Source organism: Burkholderia sp. 22PA0099 (genome assembly GCF_047497165.1).
GTDB lineage: Bacteria > Pseudomonadota > Gammaproteobacteria > Burkholderiales > Burkholderiaceae > Burkholderia.
In genome coordinates, this window is the sequence record NZ_CP163164.1 from 2,348,231 (window position 1) to 2,362,521 (window position 14,291).

A 14,291-nucleotide genomic window follows, 5' to 3' on the forward strand; every position below is an offset into this window, starting at 1 on the left:
TTGTCCCTATCACCAACCTTAAAAATTGGAGTTGCACGATGTTCAAAGCTGCTGTCGTACAAGCCGCATCCGTTCCGTTCGAGCCGATGAAAAGCGCGGAGAAGGCCGCCGGCCTGATCCGTAGCGCCGCTCGCGAAGGTGCGACGCTGGCCGTGTTTCCCGAGGCGTTCCTCGGCGGCTATCCGAAAGGCGCGGCGTTCGGCACCCTGGTCGGCCGTCGCACCGATGGCGGCCGCGCGCACTTCCTGAAGTATCTGGAAGGCGCGGTGACGCTCGACGGCCCGGAATTGACCTTGCTGGCCGACGTGTCGACCGAAACGGGCGTGCACGTGGTGATCGGCGTGATCGAGCGCTCGGGGCGCACGCTGTATTGCACGGGCGTGACGCTCGCGCCGGGCAAGGGCGTGGCCGGCTATCACCGCAAGCTGATGCCGACCGGAACCGAGCGGATCATCTGGGGCTTCGGCGATGGCTCGACCATCGCGCCGGTGGAGACGCACATCGGCTCGATCGGCACGGTGATCTGTTGGGAGAACTACATGCCGGCGTTGCGCCAGGCCATGTATTCGCAAGGCACGGAGATCTATTGCGCGCCGACCGCGGACGATCGCGCGAGCTGGGCGCCGTCGATGATCCATATCGCGCTCGAAGGGCGCGTTCACGTCCTGAGCGCCTGCCAGGCGATTCGTCTGGACGAATACCCGGCGTTCTTCCGCGACGATTTCCATCTGGAGGCGGGCGAAGCCGATTACATCATGCACGGCGGCAGCATGATCGTCGATCCGCTGGGCAAGGTGCTGGCCGGCCCGGTGTTCGATACGGAAACGATTCTCTACGCCGACATCGATACCGCGGTGGGCCGCGCCAGCAACCTCGATTTCGACGCGGTCGGCCATTACTCGCGCCCCGACATTTTCAAACTGAGCGTGAATACCGCACCGATGGCGCCGGTGACGTTCTCGGCGGAGTAAGCCGAGCCGGGAGGGCCGTTGCGCGCGTCGCGCAACGGCCCGCCCGCGCCACGCGAATCAACGGTCCGCCAGCTTGCCGGAAATCGAACGCACGAATACCGCGCCGAGCGCCATCGAGACGGCCACGGCATAGAGGCCAAACCGATTGTCGTGCGTCCAGACGTTCAACAGGCCGACCATATAGGGCGAGACGAAGCCGGCCAGGTTGCCGATGCAGTTGATGGCGGCAATCCCGATCGCGGCCGACGTGCCGGCGAGAAACGCCGAGGGAATCCCCCAGAACAACGAGAGCGCCGAGAGAATGCCCGAGGCGGCCACGCTGAGCGCGACGACCGTCCACATCGGCTGCCCGGTGACGGCGCCGCTGGCCGCGAACGCCGCGGCGCCGATCACCAGCGCGACGGAAAAGTGCATGCGACGCGAGCGGAAGCGATCCGCGCTCATGCCCGTCAGGACGATCACGGGCACCGACACGAGATACGGAATCGCCGACAGCCAGCCGATCACCTCGACGTCGCGTATGCCGCTGTCCTTGATGATCGACGGCAACCAGAAGCTGATGCCGTAGAGCCCGATGATCTGGCAGAAATAAACGGCACACAACTTCCAGATATTGCGATCCTTGAGAAACGCCTTCGCATTGCCGTGCTCGGTTTTCTGCGCATCTTCGAGCGCGATAGCTGTCGTCACTTCATGCTTTTGCGCCTCGGTCAGCCAGCGTGCATCGTGCGGCCGGTCGACCATCAGCACGAGCACGGCGAAGCCGGCAAAGAAGGCGGGCAAGGCTTCCAGCAGGAACAGCCATTGCCATCCCGCCATCGTGCTCGAATGGGCGAACGAATGCAGGATCCAGCCGGACGCGGGGCCGCCCACGACTCCGGCCAACGGAATGGCGATGTAGTAGAGGCCGAGTGCGAAGCCGCGTTTTTTCGCGGGAAACCAGTAGGTGAGATACAACATGATGCCCGGCGAAAAGCCCGCTTCGGCGACACCGAGCAGGAAGCGCACGAGATAGAACTGCGCAGGCGTTTTCACCAGCAGCGTCAACGCCGAGATGATGGACCAGGTGATCAGGATGCGCGCGATCCACCGGCGCGCGCCGATCTTGTGCAAGGCGAGATTGCTTGGCACTTCGAAGAAGAAGTAGCCGATAAAGAAGATGCCGGCGCCAAACCCGTAAACGGCATCGCTGAATTTCAGGTCGGACAACATCTGCAATTTCGCGAAACCCACATTCACGCGGTCCAGATACGCGCAGAGATAGCAAAACACGATGAACGGCATGATGCGCCAACTGATCTTTCGGTAAACATCGACCTTCGAATGATCGCGTGCGCGAGGGTCGACGGTGCTGTCGTAGGAACTCATGTCTCCTGCCTCCTGTGGATACGCCTTGTCATGTTTTCCCCTCGCTCCACGGGCCCGCGCGTATCTTCGCGCCTGGTGGCCCGTGCGCCGATGCGGCGCTGCCGTCGGCAACCGGAGTTGCCGACGGTACGAACGAGTTCGATCGGTCAAGCAGGATCGCCGCGGCGATCCGGGTGATGCGTCAGGATGCGATTTTCTCGGCGGGCAGCACGATGTTCATCTCGCGGCGGAACATCGTTTCCATTTCACGGCGTACCCGCACGGCTTCCTTGTTCGCATCGAAACTCACATCGCTCCAGCACACGGTCTGGCCTGCCTTGATCGGACGCTGCAGCACCATGTTGTGAGCAAGCCCGATCGGCAGGGCGCCGCGCATCAGCGAATCCTCGGCCGGCATCAGCTTGCCGTAGACGGTAAAGCCGCCTTCGCCGTCCAGCCGTTCGCCAACGCGCAGATCGCGCTTGGCGGTGGCGGCCACGTCGCCATGCAGCATGCCGGTGGCCCCCGTCGCCTCGCCGCGCACGGCAATGCTGGCGATCGATACGCCCAATTCCAGCCCGATCAGGTGATACGGCTTGTACATGGCGGCGTAGCGGCCGCTGGCATCGGTTTTCAAGCCGTATTGTGCAAAGCAGTCCTTGACATACTGCGACGGCGCTTCGAACACGACATACACGCCCCAGCGCAGATCGCGAAACACCGGCCGCCCATCGCGCTCCAGCGACGACACGACTTCGACATTCCCCTTGTGCGAAAGAATGCCGCCGTCGCCCGTGGGGCGCAGGATGCTCGGCAGATCGTCGACGCCGCACGGCGGAAAGCTCAGGCCATCCGACGGCGGGCGCAGATCGCAGCCGTTCGAGACGGCCGCCATCTCCAGGGCGGACTTGGTGCCGTCGAGGAAGGAGTTGAACATCTGCGCGTTGAAATCGCCCGAGCCGACCTGTTCCTCGGTGAACCCGTAATGCCCCCAGACCGTATCGGGCGTCGATTGATGGTAGGCGGGCAGGTACTTCGTGCCCTTGCCGGCGCACACCACCTCGAAGCCGATCGTGCGCGCCCAGTCCACCATTTCCGCGATCAAGGCGGGCTGATCGCCCGATGCCATCGAATAGATGATGCCGGCTTCCTGCGCGCGCCGCGCCAGCAGCGGCCCGGCCAGCACGTCCGCCTCGACGTTGACCATCACGATGTGCTTCTTGTATTCGCAGCACAGCAACGCATGGTGGATGCCGGCCGCAGGGCTGCCCGTCGCATCGATGACGATGTCGACGTCGTCGCCCTTGATCATCGCGTCGGCATCGTCGGTGATGAAGGTGGTGCCGTGCTTGCGCGCGTCGGCCCACGAGGTGGCGGCATAGCGCGCGGCGTCCCAGCCCACGCGCTCGAGCGAGGCGCGCGCGCGTGCCGGCGACAGATCGGCCACGCCGATCAGATGAATGCCCGGTGTGCGCGGTGCCTGCGAGAGATACATCGAGCCGAACTTCCCGGCGCCGATCAAACCGACCCGTACGGGGTTGCCGGCTTCGGCGCGGGCGGAAAGTTTTGCGATCAAGGACATGCTTGTCTCCTGTGTTTTTGGGGCGATCGGATGGCGATGCGATGAACCGTGCATCGTCGGACGCAACCAAGATAGCACCGCGTTTTTTGCAATAGAATGCGCAAATCTACACATGCTCTGTGCACAAAATCACATGCGCGGTTTCGACTGGGATGACATTCAGGCCTTTCTCGCCGTGGCCCGCGCGGGCAGGCTGACCGTTGCGGCGCAGCAAATGGGCGTCGATCATTCGACGCTTAGCCGCCGTATCGCGGCGCTGGAGCGGGCCTTGAACGCGCGGCTGTTCGATCGGCGCAGCGTGGGGTTCGTGTTGACGCCGGAAGGCGAGCAATTGCTCGACGATGCCGAAGCGATGGAAAGCCTGACGCTGAAGATGCGCGAGCGCTTCGACGACCGCTCGATCGGCTTGACGGGCACCGTGCGAATCGGCACCCCGGAGGGGTTCGGCACGTATTTTCTGGCGCCACGGCTCGCGCGCCTGACGGCCACCCATCCCAATCTCGACATCGAGCTGGTCGCCAATCCTCGGTTGTTCAGCCTGTCGAAGCGCGAGGCGGATATCGCGATCACGATGTCGCGGCCGGCGCAGGGGCGTGTTTATGCCGAGAAGCTGGTCGACTACACGCTGGGCGTTTACGCCGCGCGCCGCTATCTCGCTGCCACGCCGCCGATTCGACGCCGGCGCGATATGGTCGACCGCCCTTGGGTCGGTTATATCGACGACTTGATGTGGACTTCCGAATTGGATTATCTGCCGCAGGTGTCGGCCGGCATTGCGGCCCGCACGCGGATTTCGAACGTGATCAGCCAGGCGGGCGCCATCCGGGGCGGGGTGGGGCTTGGCGTGCTGCCGTGCTTCATTGCGCGCTCGGAACCCGAACTCGTGCGCGTCTTGCCCGACGACATCGAGCTGACGCGCAGCTATTGGCTGGTCACGCATGCCGACACCCGCGACGTCGCCCGCGTGCGTCTGATGCACGATTTCCTGCGAGCCGAAATCGACGATGCGCCGGATGGCCGGACCTTCTGGCAGGCGTGAGCGCGATGTGGGCTGGCCGTTGATTCGACTTGCCGCCTGGTATCGGCTTCGGAGGATTGCGCCGTTTCGTTCTATCCTTACCCGAGCATTGGGCGCTGGCTGGCGCGGATCGAGGCGTTGCCCGGGTTGGTCCCGATGCCCGATGCACCGAATGCCGTGAACCGGAAGTTCGGCGGCGTCGAGGCGAACCCGCCGCTGCCGGCCCTCATTCAACCAGAAGGAACCTCCCCACCATGTCCAACCAAGCGCTTACCTGCGGCATCGACCATCTCGGCCTGGCGGTTCGGGATCTCGCCTCGACCCGGCAATTCTTCGAGCAATGCCTCGGCTGGAACGTCGTCGGCGAGCGGCCGGAATACCCGGCCGCCTTCGTGTCGGACGGGCACGTCACGCTGACGCTGTGGCAGGTGACGGAGCGGAACGCGCTCGTCGAATTCGACCGCAAACGCAACGTCGGGCTGCACCATCTGGCGCTGCGTGTCGCCAGCGAAGAAGCGTTGAATACGGTGTTCGAGCGGGTGTCCGCATGGCCGGGCGCGCGCGTCGAATTCGCTCCCGAGCCGCTTGGCAAGGGCACCAAGCGCCATGCAATGGTGTACGAGCCGGGCGGTATCCGCATCGAGTTCGACTACGACACGGGTGTGGCGGCGAAGTAATTCGGTGCACGTGGCGGCATGGCGGCAACGCCATGACGCCACGCGCATCACGCTTCGAATAGCGGACGCGCTTCGTCGAACGCGCGCGACATACTCCGCCACGGTTCGAATCGGCAGATCCTTGCGATATCAAGACCCCGATGCACCCGAAAGCAACGCACGCCGTGCTCAACGGCATGCCCCCGATGGACCGCATGGGCGAGGTGTCGGAAATCGTGGAAGCCGCGCTGTACCTCGAAAACGCCAAGTTCGTGACGGGCGAAACCCTGAACGTGGATGGCGGTCAGCACGCCGGCCGCTGGTAAATCGACGCACGGTGGGCGTCGCGAGGCGTCCTCCGCCAAGTGTCTTTACGCGAATGCAACGCGTGGCCACGTCGATGTCGGTTTGACCTTCGGCTGAACCGGTGCCTCGGCCCGAAGATTGGCGCCGCAGGTTGGCAGACCGTGCGGCGCAATGCCTTTCACCATGGGAGGGTGGTATGCCGTACGTCAATATCAAGGTAACGCGCGAAGGCACCGCGCCGGGCGAATCGGCGACGACGCCGGCGCAGAAGAAGGCGCTGATCAAGGGCGTCAGCGATCTGCTGTTCGACGTCATGGGCAAGCCGCATCACACGACGTTCGTCGTGATCGATGAAGTCGACCTCGACAGTTGGGGAGTGGGCGGCGTCACAACCCCGGAATGGCGCGAACAGCAAGCCGGCAAGAAATAGGCCGCGGCGCTGACCATTTTCGAGTGTCACCACCCCGGAAAACGGAGAGGCGACGCGGGCTCGTGCGATTTACTTCGGCATGCTTGACGAACGCGCTTGCCGGTCGCCGAGCAGGTAATCGATCGAGATCTTGCCCGGCCCCCACGCGGCGACGCCGAGCGCCATGGCCGCCCAGGTCAGGTGGATCGGCCAGCCGTCCGGCACCGTCAGTTCGACCACGCAGGTCATCAGCAGCAGGCCGAGCCCGGCGAAGCGGGTGCCGAGCCCGAGCACCAGCAGCACGGGAAACCCCACCTCGCCGCATCCCGAGAGGAACGCGAACACGGCGGGCATCGGGAACGGATACGGGCCGCCCGGCAGATGCAGCTTGAAGACATCCGTGAACAGGTCGACCGCCGTGTCGTTGAGTTGCAGGAAACCGCTCCATTTGAGGATGCCCGATTTCCAGAACGGCACCGCCAGCGCAATGCGCAGCACCAGTTGCACGAGCGACGGCTGGGCGATGCGCTCGACCACCCGGCGAGCGCATCCGACGCCTCGGGCAAGCGTGGCGAGCGGCATGCGCGGTTGGCTCCGTGAATCCGAGATCATGGTCAAGCTCCTGTACGAATCGAGGTAAAGGCGCCGGCGGCGATCATGCCGGCAAGATTGGCGGGCAGGTCGAAGGCCGGATCGGCTTCGAGTGCATGGGCGGCGGCCGAGCCGAACGGCTCGCCGTCGAACAGCGCGCGCAGGAACGCGGCGCCGCCCGGCGGCAGGCGCGAGACGGTCACCGCGTCATCCACGCGCGTGATCAGCGCGTCTTCCGGCGTGCTCGATACGAGCGTGGTGGTGGCGTCGTCGTCGCGATTCATGACGAAGATCGATACCGCGGGAAACCGCGAGGTGGCGATGCGCGCGGCGGCGTGGGGCACGAAGCGCAGCGTCATCAGCGCGTCGGGGGCGACCTGCGCCAGCGCGGCGGCGCTCAGGTGCGGCTGATCCTCGGCGTGATACGCGTCGAGCCAGGCGCGCTCGATCCGCGCGACATCGGCCAGCCACGGCATCTCGGACGCGTATTCGTAGCGCTCGATGAACGGCGCGAACGCGTGGCCGTATTCGAACAGCAGCGGCGATTGCGGGGGCGTTTCGCGCACGTGAAAGCGCGCCATCGCCCGGAAGAAATCGACGCCCGTGATGCGCTGCACGGCCGGGTAGATGGCCGCGAGCGCGTCGATCAGGCTCACCGTCACGTTGTTCCGGTAGACGTTGTAGCGCTGCTCGACGCCCTTGTGGTCCGGCGCGATCGCGTCGATGGGCGGCGCGCAGGCGGGGTCGAGCAGCCCGGCCGCGAAATCTTGCATCGATGCGCCGGCGGCGTGTGCGTCATGACGCATGAGCGTGCTCCTGGATGGACGCGCCGCGCATGACCTCGGCTGCCTGCCGCGCTTCGGCGTGCAGTATCGGCCAGGCCGGCAACGCGCTGTCCCATTCGACGAGCGTCGGGATGCCGGCGGTGCGGGCGATGGTGGTCGCATAGAGCGCCCAGACCGGGTCGGCCACCGAGCGGTCGTGGCTGTCGATCAGCAGCGGTTCGCCCTCGTCGTCGCGTTGCTCGCTGTGGCCGGCCAGGTGAATCTGGCCGACGTGTTCGAGCGGAAACGCGGCGAGGTAGGCCTCGGCCGAGCCGCGCTGGTTGCACGCGGACACGAACACGTTGTTGATGTCGAGCAGCAGCCCGCAGCCGGTGCGTTCGGCTACCGCGCGCAGGAAATCGACCTCATGCATCGTCGAAGAGGAAAATGCTACGTACGTCGAAGGGTTTTCGAGCAGGATGCGTCGTTGCAGCGTGTCCTGAACCTGATCGATATGCGCGCAGACCGTGGCGAGCGTCTGTTCCGTATAGGGGAGCGGCAGCAGGTCGTTGAAGAACGTGCCTCCATGCGACGACCACGCCAGATGCTCGGACACCAGCATCGGCTCATAGCGGGCGACCAGCGCGTGCAGCCGGGCGAGATGGCGTGCATCGAGCGGCCCGGGGCCGCCGATCGACATGCCGACGCCGTGCACGGATAACGAATGGTTGCGGCGTATCGCACCGAGCGCGCGGTGCGCGGGGCCGCCGTCGCCCATGTAGTTCTCGGCGTGCACTTCGAAAAACAGGCCTGCAGGCCGTTGCTCGGTTATCGCGGCGAGATGGTCGTGCTTGAAGCTGACGCCGGCAAGCGGGGGGAATTCCGTCATCGCTAACCGGGGATGGTCAGGCGCCATCCCCGCTCCTCTGATGGGCTGGGGGTGGGTCAGGACTTCATCGGCGTCAGCGAGCCGTGGCCACCGCCCGGCACCTGGATGTTGGCGCAGGTGCCGCCTTGCACGAACTTCCACGAATTGCCCTGGAAATCGACCGTCGACGTGCCTTGACACGTCGTGCCCGGGCCGGCCGCGCAATCGTTCTGGCCTTTGAGCGCGACGCCGTAGCATTGCTCCTTGTGAGCGGCGACGGCTGCGCCGGCTTCGGCCTTGGTCAGCGGGGCGGCATGCGCAACCGAAGCGAGCAGGCTGGCGACGGCACCGGCGAGCAGGGCGGACGTGATCTTGGTATTCGTGGACATGAGGTTCTCCGGATTTGAAGTGGGCGCACCCACATTGGGTACGCTCATCAATTCGCTGCCTCCACGCCGTGAGTTACAGCCGATGCGAAATTTTTTGCGCCGCGTTTTCATCCGAAGCAAGATGCCGGTGTGTCTGCATGTGTTTTTCGCTCGCGCGGCGGTCGCAATCACGTTCAGTGATGCGTACGATCTTCAATGATCAATGGACGTTGCGCGCCATCGGCGGCACAGTGTGCAGGTTCAAATCGTCAGGACGGGCGCGATGCCGACAGTCGAACATCTGTTTGCGGGTGGTATCACCGAGCTGGGCCCGGAAGGGCATCTCACGGGCATTTACAAAACGCGGATCGCCGATGCCGATATCGAGGTGTCCGGCATTCGCGGCGACCAGCAGGCCGACCGGCGTGTGCATGGCGGGCCGGAGAAGGCGGTTCATCAATACGCGTTCGAAAACTATCCGGCGCTCGGGCGGCAGTTTCCCGATTGCGAGCCGTTGCTGCTGGCCGGCTGCGTGGGCGAGAACATTTGCGCGCCGGGGCTGACCGAAGCGAGCGTCTGCATCGGGGATGTCTATCAGGCCGGCACGGCGATCCTGCAGGTGTCGCAACCGCGCCGGCCCTGCTGGAAGATCGATCATCGCCTGGGCGCCAGTGGTGTGGCGGCCTTCATTGCGCGAACGGGCATCACCGGTTGGTACTACCGCGTGCTGCGCCCCGGCAAGCTCGCGGTGGGCGATGCGATGGACCTGATCGAGCGGCCCGATGCGGCGTTTTCGATCGAGCGCTTCTGGGAAATCCAGATGGCGCACCGGCCGCGCATCGACGCGGTGTCGGCATTGGCCGCCGCCGACGGGTTGGCGCCGGAATGGGTGCAGCGCTTGCAGCATCGCGCGGAGTGGCTGCGCTCGCACGCCGGTTGAGGCATCGTCGATATCGCTTGAGCAACGGGCCGACGCAATGACGAGCGCGGCGTTGGTCCGTTACGCGCGCCGTGGCCGAGCAGCATGCGTCGTCGGGCGAGACCGACGGCTTTTTCTCGACGAACCCCCAACGGGATAGAATTTCGCGCATTCTCCCCATTTCCCCCACCCGATGCGTCGCGCCAACCGTATCCATTTCGATCTGACGACGCTGCGCCTGTTCGAGGCCACCGCCGAACTCGGCGCGGTCACCAAGGCGGCCGAGCGTGTCGCGCTCGCGCCCGCCGCCGCGTCGCGCCGCATCAGCGAACTGGAAACGCAGTTCGGCGTGGCGCTGTTCGAGCGCCGGCCGCACGGCATGACGCTCACCGATGCCGGCCGCGCCTTGCTCGCGCATGCGCGCAGCATGCTGCACTCGGCGGCGCGCATGGCCGACGATGCCTCCGCGTTCCGGCAAGGCGATCGCGGCATCGTGAAGATCGCCGCCTGCACGTCGGCGGTGTTGCAGTTTCTCGCCCAGGACGTGCAGCGCAGCCACGCCGCCCACCCCGGCATCGATATCGACCTGCAGGAACTCAACAGCCACGGCGTGATGCAGGCGCTGGCGCGCGGCGTGGTCGATATCGGCATCTACGAAGCGTCGCTCGGGCGGCTCGATTTCCCGACGCGCCCTTATCGCGAGGATCGACTGGTGGTGGTGACGGCCGCCGATCACGCGCTGGCCGAATGCGAGCGCGCGACCGCGGACGACATCCTGGCCTGCGACGTGATCGGCCTCACGGAAGGCTCGGCCATTTCGGTGGCGCTCGCGCGCCTGGCGAACGCGCGGGATCAGACGCTGCGCATGCGGATTCGCGTCGGCAGCTTCGACAGCATGACGGCGATGGTGGCCGCGGGCGTCGGCATCGGGGTGATGCCGGAGGGCGTGGCGCGCGCGCTGGCCGGCGGCCCGCCGTTCCGCATCCTGCCCATCGAGGGCAACTGGGCCACCCGCCAGTTCCTGCTCTGCCACCTGCCCACCGAGGCGCTGTCGTCGTCCACGCTGTCCGTGCTCGACCTGCTTTGCGGGCCGGTTTCGCAAAACACGAAACCTGAATAGCTCAATGAGCGATGGCCGGCCGGCGCGATCGTCCTTATCTTGAGGCCGAACCGCTCGCATCGAACGCAGCGGTCCCCATGATCATCGCGCTCGGAGCACCATGTCTCAGTCACCCGTTCGAATTGCACTCAGCATCGGCGACCCCGCCGGCGTCGGCGCAGAAATCATCGCGCGCCTGCTGGCGGACCCCGCCACGGCCGAGAAAGCCCACATCACCCTGATCGGCAACCGCGAGGCGCTCGCGCGCGGCGCGGCGGCCGCAGGCGTGCCGATCCCGCAAGCCGCGCCGTGGCTGGAAATCCTGCACTGGGAAGGCAGCGACGCGGTATTCGCGCCGAGCGTCATTTCGGAAGCGAGCGGCCGCTTCATGCTCGATTCGCTGCGGCTCGCGGTGCGCCGTGTGCAGGATGGCCTGGCCGACGCGGTATGTTTCGGGCCACTGAACAAGAGCGCGCTGCGCCTCGGCGGCATGCAGGAAGAGGACGAGATGCGCTGGTTCGCCGGCCTGCTCGACCATCGCGGCGTGTGCGGCGAGCTGAACGTGCTCGATCCGCTGTGGACGGCGCGCGTGACCTCGCATATTCCGCTGCGGGAGGTGTCCGCGCACCTGTCGCCCGAGGCGGTGGCCGATGCGATCGGCATGCTGACCGGCGCGCTGCGCGCCTCGGGCGTGGCGGTGCCGCGCATCGGCGTGTGCGGCCTGAATCCGCACAACGGCGACCACGGCAACTACGGTAATGAGGAAAGCGAAGTGATCGAGCCGGGCATGGCGCTGGCCGCCGAGCGCGGCTTCGCGACCACCGGGCCGTATCCCGCCGACACGATCTTCCTGCGCGCGCGGGCCGGCGAACTCGACGGCATCGTGACCATGTATCACGACCAGGGGCAGATCGCCACCAAACTGCTCGGCTTCGAGGTGGGCGTGACCGTCGAGGGCGGCCTGCCGATGCCGGTGACCACCCCGGCTCACGGCACCGCCTACGACATCGTCGGCCAGGGCCGCGCGAGCGCCACGGCGATGGCGCATGCCTTCGACCTGGCCTGCCGCATGGCGCGCTCGCAGTCGGCCGCGTTCGCCTGAGCGGCGCCGGCATCGAACCAACCGAAATCGAACCGAAATCGAACAGAGGCCGACGGTGGCGCAGGCCGCCGCGGACCTCGCAGTCGGAGGAGACATGAATTCGCTATTGCGGCGTTCGGGACGCACTCACGTACAGCGGGCCATCCTGGCGCTGCTGTGCGCGATGTCGTTCATCCTGTATCTGGATCGCGTCAACCTGGCCGCCGCGGCCGGGCCGATCAAGGCCGAACTGGGCCTGTCCAACACCACGCTGGGCCTCGCGTTCTCCGCGTTCGGCTATACCTACGCGATCTTCCAGATCATCGGCGGATGGCTCGCCGACCGCATGGGCGCGCGCCGCACGCTGCTGTTGTGCGGCTCGATCTGGGTGGTGGCGACCATTGCCACCGGCATGGTCGGCGGGCTCGCGTCGCTGTGCGCCGCGCGCCTGCTGCTCGGGGTGGGCGAGGGCGCCGCGCTGCCTGCCCAGGCGCGGGCGATCGCGAACTGGTTTCAGGCCAAGGATCGCGGCTTCGTGCAGGGCATCACGCATTCCTCGTCGCGGCTCGGCAATGCCGTCGCACCGACGCTTGTGGCCTTGCTGGCGACGCTGTATTCATGGCGCCTGTCGTTCATCATCGTGGGCGTGATGACGGCGTTGTGGATCGTCGTCTGGGTGCTGTATTACCGCGACGATCCGCGGGCGCATCCGCGTGTGAATGAAACGGAACTCGCCCAATTGCCGGTGAGGGTGGCCGCCGACGCGCAGGCGCGCGTGGCCACGCCGTGGCGGCGCATCGCCGGGCGCATGTCGCCGTCGATCTTCGTGTACTTCTGCCAGGTGTGGAGCAACACGCTGTTCTTCAGTTGGGTGCCGCTGTATTTTCTGCACGGCTACGGGCTGAATCTCAAGGAGTCCGCGATTTTTTCCTCGGGCGTGTTCCTGGCGGGCGTGGTGGGCGACGTGCTCGGCGGCGTGATCAGCGACCGGGTGCTCAAGCGCACCGGCAGCATCCGGCTGGCGCGGCAGGGCGTGATCGCGTTCAGTCTGCTCGGCGCGTTTGCCTGCATGATCCCGGTGATGCTGAGCCACGACCTCACGGTCGTCACGCTGGGCTTGTCCGGCGCGTTCTTCATGCTCGAACTGACGATCGGCCCGATCTGGGCGGTGCCGATGGACGTCGCGCCGCAACATGCCGGCACCGCGAGCGGCATGCTCAACACCGGCGCGGCGCTCGCCACCATCGTGTCGCCGGTGGTGTTCGGCGCGGTGATCGACCGCACCGGCAACTGGAACCTGCCGTTCGCCGGCTCGCTGCTGTTCCTGCTGATCGGCACGCTGATGACGCTGAAGATCCATCCCGATCGCACGATCGACGTGGAACCCGATGCGGCGCGCGAGGGGAAGCTGCGTCCGTCGTAGGCAGGCGGCGCGGGTTCCGGGACTGTGGAGGGCGGCATTGACGCTGCCGCCTCGGTGGCGCGGAGGCTCAAGCTTCGAGCCGCCGCGAACGGCCTCGGCTCGTTCGAGCGTGCCAACGTCCGGTCGCCCGCGGCTCACCCCGCGCTCGATGTTCCCACGGCCGCCACCGGAATCCGAGCCGCCGCGAACCGCCTCGGCTCGTTCGATCGTGCCAACATCCGGTCGCCCGCGACTTACGCCGCAGGCAATGTCCCCACGGCGGCCACCAGAATGTCCCCGGCGTCGCTCACGTGCTGTTCCAGCAGCGAGCAGGCGAGCGCCACATCACCACGCCGCGCGGCCGCCACGAGCGCGATGTGTTCGGCTTCCGATTTCGCATTCCAGTCGATCATCGCCGCCGTGGCGTACATGTAGCGCAGGCGCGCCTCGTGCAGGCTGTCGATGTCCGACAGCAGGCGCGGCATGCCGCACGGCCGGTACAGGCTCGCGTGGAAGTGGCGATTCGCTTCTTCCCACGCCGCGATGTCGCGGCTTTGCTCGGCCTGCGCGATGGCGTCTTCGGCCAGGGCGAGGTCGGCTTCGGTCAGGTTGGGAATGGCATGCCGCAGCGCCAGCACTTCGAGCGCCGAGCGCATGCGGGTGATCTCGACGATCGAAGCCTGATCCAGCGCCGGCACGTACACGCCCTTGCGTTCGCGCGACACCAGCAGCCCGCGCGCTTCGAGCCGCCGGAACGCTTCGCGCACCGGCACGTGGCTGGTGTTGAAGTCGGCGGCGACCGTGTCCTGGCGAACCCGATCGCCGGGCTTCAGCTCGCCGCGAATGATCTGTTGCGCCAGGCCGGCGGCAATCCGTGCCGGCAGGGAATCCGAATTGTCGAGAACCACGT

16 protein-coding genes are annotated in these 14,291 nt (G+C 66.2%); 9 read left to right on the forward strand and 7 right to left on the reverse strand.

The annotated features are described in order from the left end of the window. Nucleotides 1-38 precede the first annotated feature (38 nt). Complete coding sequence (locus AB4851_RS10530) at nt 39-971, forward strand: carbon-nitrogen hydrolase family protein (RefSeq protein ID WP_414447141.1); 933 nt, start codon at nt 39-41, stop codon at nt 969-971. 57 nt (nt 972-1,028) lie between these two features. On the opposite strand, the gene AB4851_RS10535 is transcribed toward AB4851_RS10530, so the two are convergent. Further along, nucleotides 1,029-2,489 carry an MFS transporter gene (locus tag AB4851_RS10535; protein ID WP_414447142.1) on the reverse strand — a complete coding sequence of 487 codons (1,461 nt, stop codon included), beginning with the start codon at nt 2,487-2,489 and terminating at the stop codon, nt 1,029-1,031. A gap of 31 nt (nt 2,490-2,520) precedes the next feature. Beyond that, nucleotides 2,521-3,900, reverse strand: a complete 1,380-nt coding sequence (locus tag AB4851_RS10540; RefSeq protein ID WP_414449166.1) for an NAD(P)H-dependent oxidoreductase — start codon at nt 3,898-3,900, stop codon at nt 2,521-2,523. Between the two features lie 133 nt (nt 3,901-4,033). Here AB4851_RS10540 and AB4851_RS10545 point away from each other — a divergent pair, with 133 nt between their 5' ends. The 4 genes from AB4851_RS10545 to AB4851_RS10560 all read left to right on the forward strand — a co-directional run bounded on the left by AB4851_RS10545 (nt 4,034) and on the right by AB4851_RS10560 (nt 6,310). Continuing rightward, on the forward strand, nt 4,034-4,939 hold the full coding sequence (locus tag AB4851_RS10545; protein WP_414447143.1) for a LysR family transcriptional regulator: 906 nt from the start codon (nt 4,034-4,036) through the stop codon (nt 4,937-4,939). 233 nt (nt 4,940-5,172) lie between these two features. Continuing rightward, nucleotides 5,173-5,595: a VOC family protein gene (locus tag AB4851_RS10550; protein ID WP_414447144.1), complete on the forward strand. Its 423-nt coding sequence runs from the start codon at nt 5,173-5,175 to the stop codon at nt 5,593-5,595. Between the two features lie 140 nt (nt 5,596-5,735). Further along, nucleotides 5,736-5,900 (forward strand): SDR family oxidoreductase, encoded by a 165-nt coding sequence (locus tag AB4851_RS10555; RefSeq protein ID WP_414447145.1) that lies wholly within the window; start codon nt 5,736-5,738, stop codon nt 5,898-5,900. Between the two features lie 176 nt (nt 5,901-6,076). Then, the gene (locus AB4851_RS10560) at nt 6,077-6,310 is read left to right on the forward strand and encodes a tautomerase family protein (protein ID WP_414447146.1); all 234 of its coding nucleotides are present in this window, start codon (nt 6,077-6,079) and stop codon (nt 6,308-6,310) included. 69 nt (nt 6,311-6,379) lie between these two features. On the opposite strand, the gene AB4851_RS10565 is transcribed toward AB4851_RS10560, so the two are convergent. The 4 genes from AB4851_RS10565 to AB4851_RS10580 are packed head-to-tail and all read right to left on the reverse strand — an operon-like array spanning nt 6,380 to nt 8,901. Beyond that, complete coding sequence (locus AB4851_RS10565; RefSeq protein ID WP_414449167.1) at nt 6,380-6,871, reverse strand: DoxX family protein; 492 nt, start codon at nt 6,869-6,871, stop codon at nt 6,380-6,382. Between the two features lie 32 nt (nt 6,872-6,903). Beyond that, nucleotides 6,904-7,686 carry a DNA-binding domain-containing protein gene (locus AB4851_RS10570; protein ID WP_414447147.1) on the reverse strand — a complete coding sequence of 261 codons (783 nt, stop codon included), beginning with the start codon at nt 7,684-7,686 and terminating at the stop codon, nt 6,904-6,906. Then, nucleotides 7,676-8,533 carry a DUF692 domain-containing protein gene (locus AB4851_RS10575; protein ID WP_414447148.1) on the reverse strand — a complete coding sequence of 286 codons (858 nt, stop codon included), beginning with the start codon at nt 8,531-8,533 and terminating at the stop codon, nt 7,676-7,678. The genes AB4851_RS10570 and AB4851_RS10575 overlap by 11 nt, the downstream gene beginning before the upstream one ends. Nucleotides 8,534-8,589: 56 nt before the next feature. Further along, nucleotides 8,590-8,901, reverse strand: coding sequence for a DUF2282 domain-containing protein (locus AB4851_RS10580; RefSeq protein WP_414447149.1), 312 nt, complete (start codon nt 8,899-8,901; stop codon nt 8,590-8,592). A 262-nt stretch (nt 8,902-9,163) separates the two neighbouring features. On the opposite strand from AB4851_RS10580, the gene AB4851_RS10585 reads away from it, so the two are divergent. The 4 genes from AB4851_RS10585 (at nt 9,164) to AB4851_RS10600 (ending at nt 13,402) form a co-directional block, all read left to right on the forward strand. Beyond that, entirely contained in the window at nt 9,164-9,820 is a 657-nt protein-coding gene (locus tag AB4851_RS10585; RefSeq protein ID WP_414447150.1) for an MOSC domain-containing protein, read from the forward strand. A gap of 172 nt (nt 9,821-9,992) precedes the next feature. Further along, nucleotides 9,993-10,919 carry a LysR family transcriptional regulator gene (locus AB4851_RS10590; RefSeq protein WP_414439696.1) on the forward strand — a complete coding sequence of 309 codons (927 nt, stop codon included), beginning with the start codon at nt 9,993-9,995 and terminating at the stop codon, nt 10,917-10,919. A 100-nt stretch (nt 10,920-11,019) separates the two neighbouring features. Next, the gene (locus AB4851_RS10595) at nt 11,020-12,000 is read left to right on the forward strand and encodes a 4-hydroxythreonine-4-phosphate dehydrogenase PdxA (RefSeq protein ID WP_414447151.1); all 981 of its coding nucleotides are present in this window, start codon (nt 11,020-11,022) and stop codon (nt 11,998-12,000) included. 94 nt (nt 12,001-12,094) lie between these two features. Beyond that, a complete protein-coding gene (locus AB4851_RS10600) occupies nt 12,095-13,402 on the forward strand; it encodes an MFS transporter (protein ID WP_414447152.1) in 1,308 nt (435 codons plus the stop codon). A gap of 233 nt (nt 13,403-13,635) precedes the next feature. Here the strand turns inward: AB4851_RS10600 and AB4851_RS10605 are convergent, their stop codons facing one another. Then, nucleotides 13,636-14,289 (reverse strand): GntR family transcriptional regulator, encoded by a 654-nt coding sequence (locus AB4851_RS10605; RefSeq protein WP_414447153.1) that lies wholly within the window; start codon nt 14,287-14,289, stop codon nt 13,636-13,638. Nucleotides 14,290-14,291: the final 2 nt, after the last annotated feature.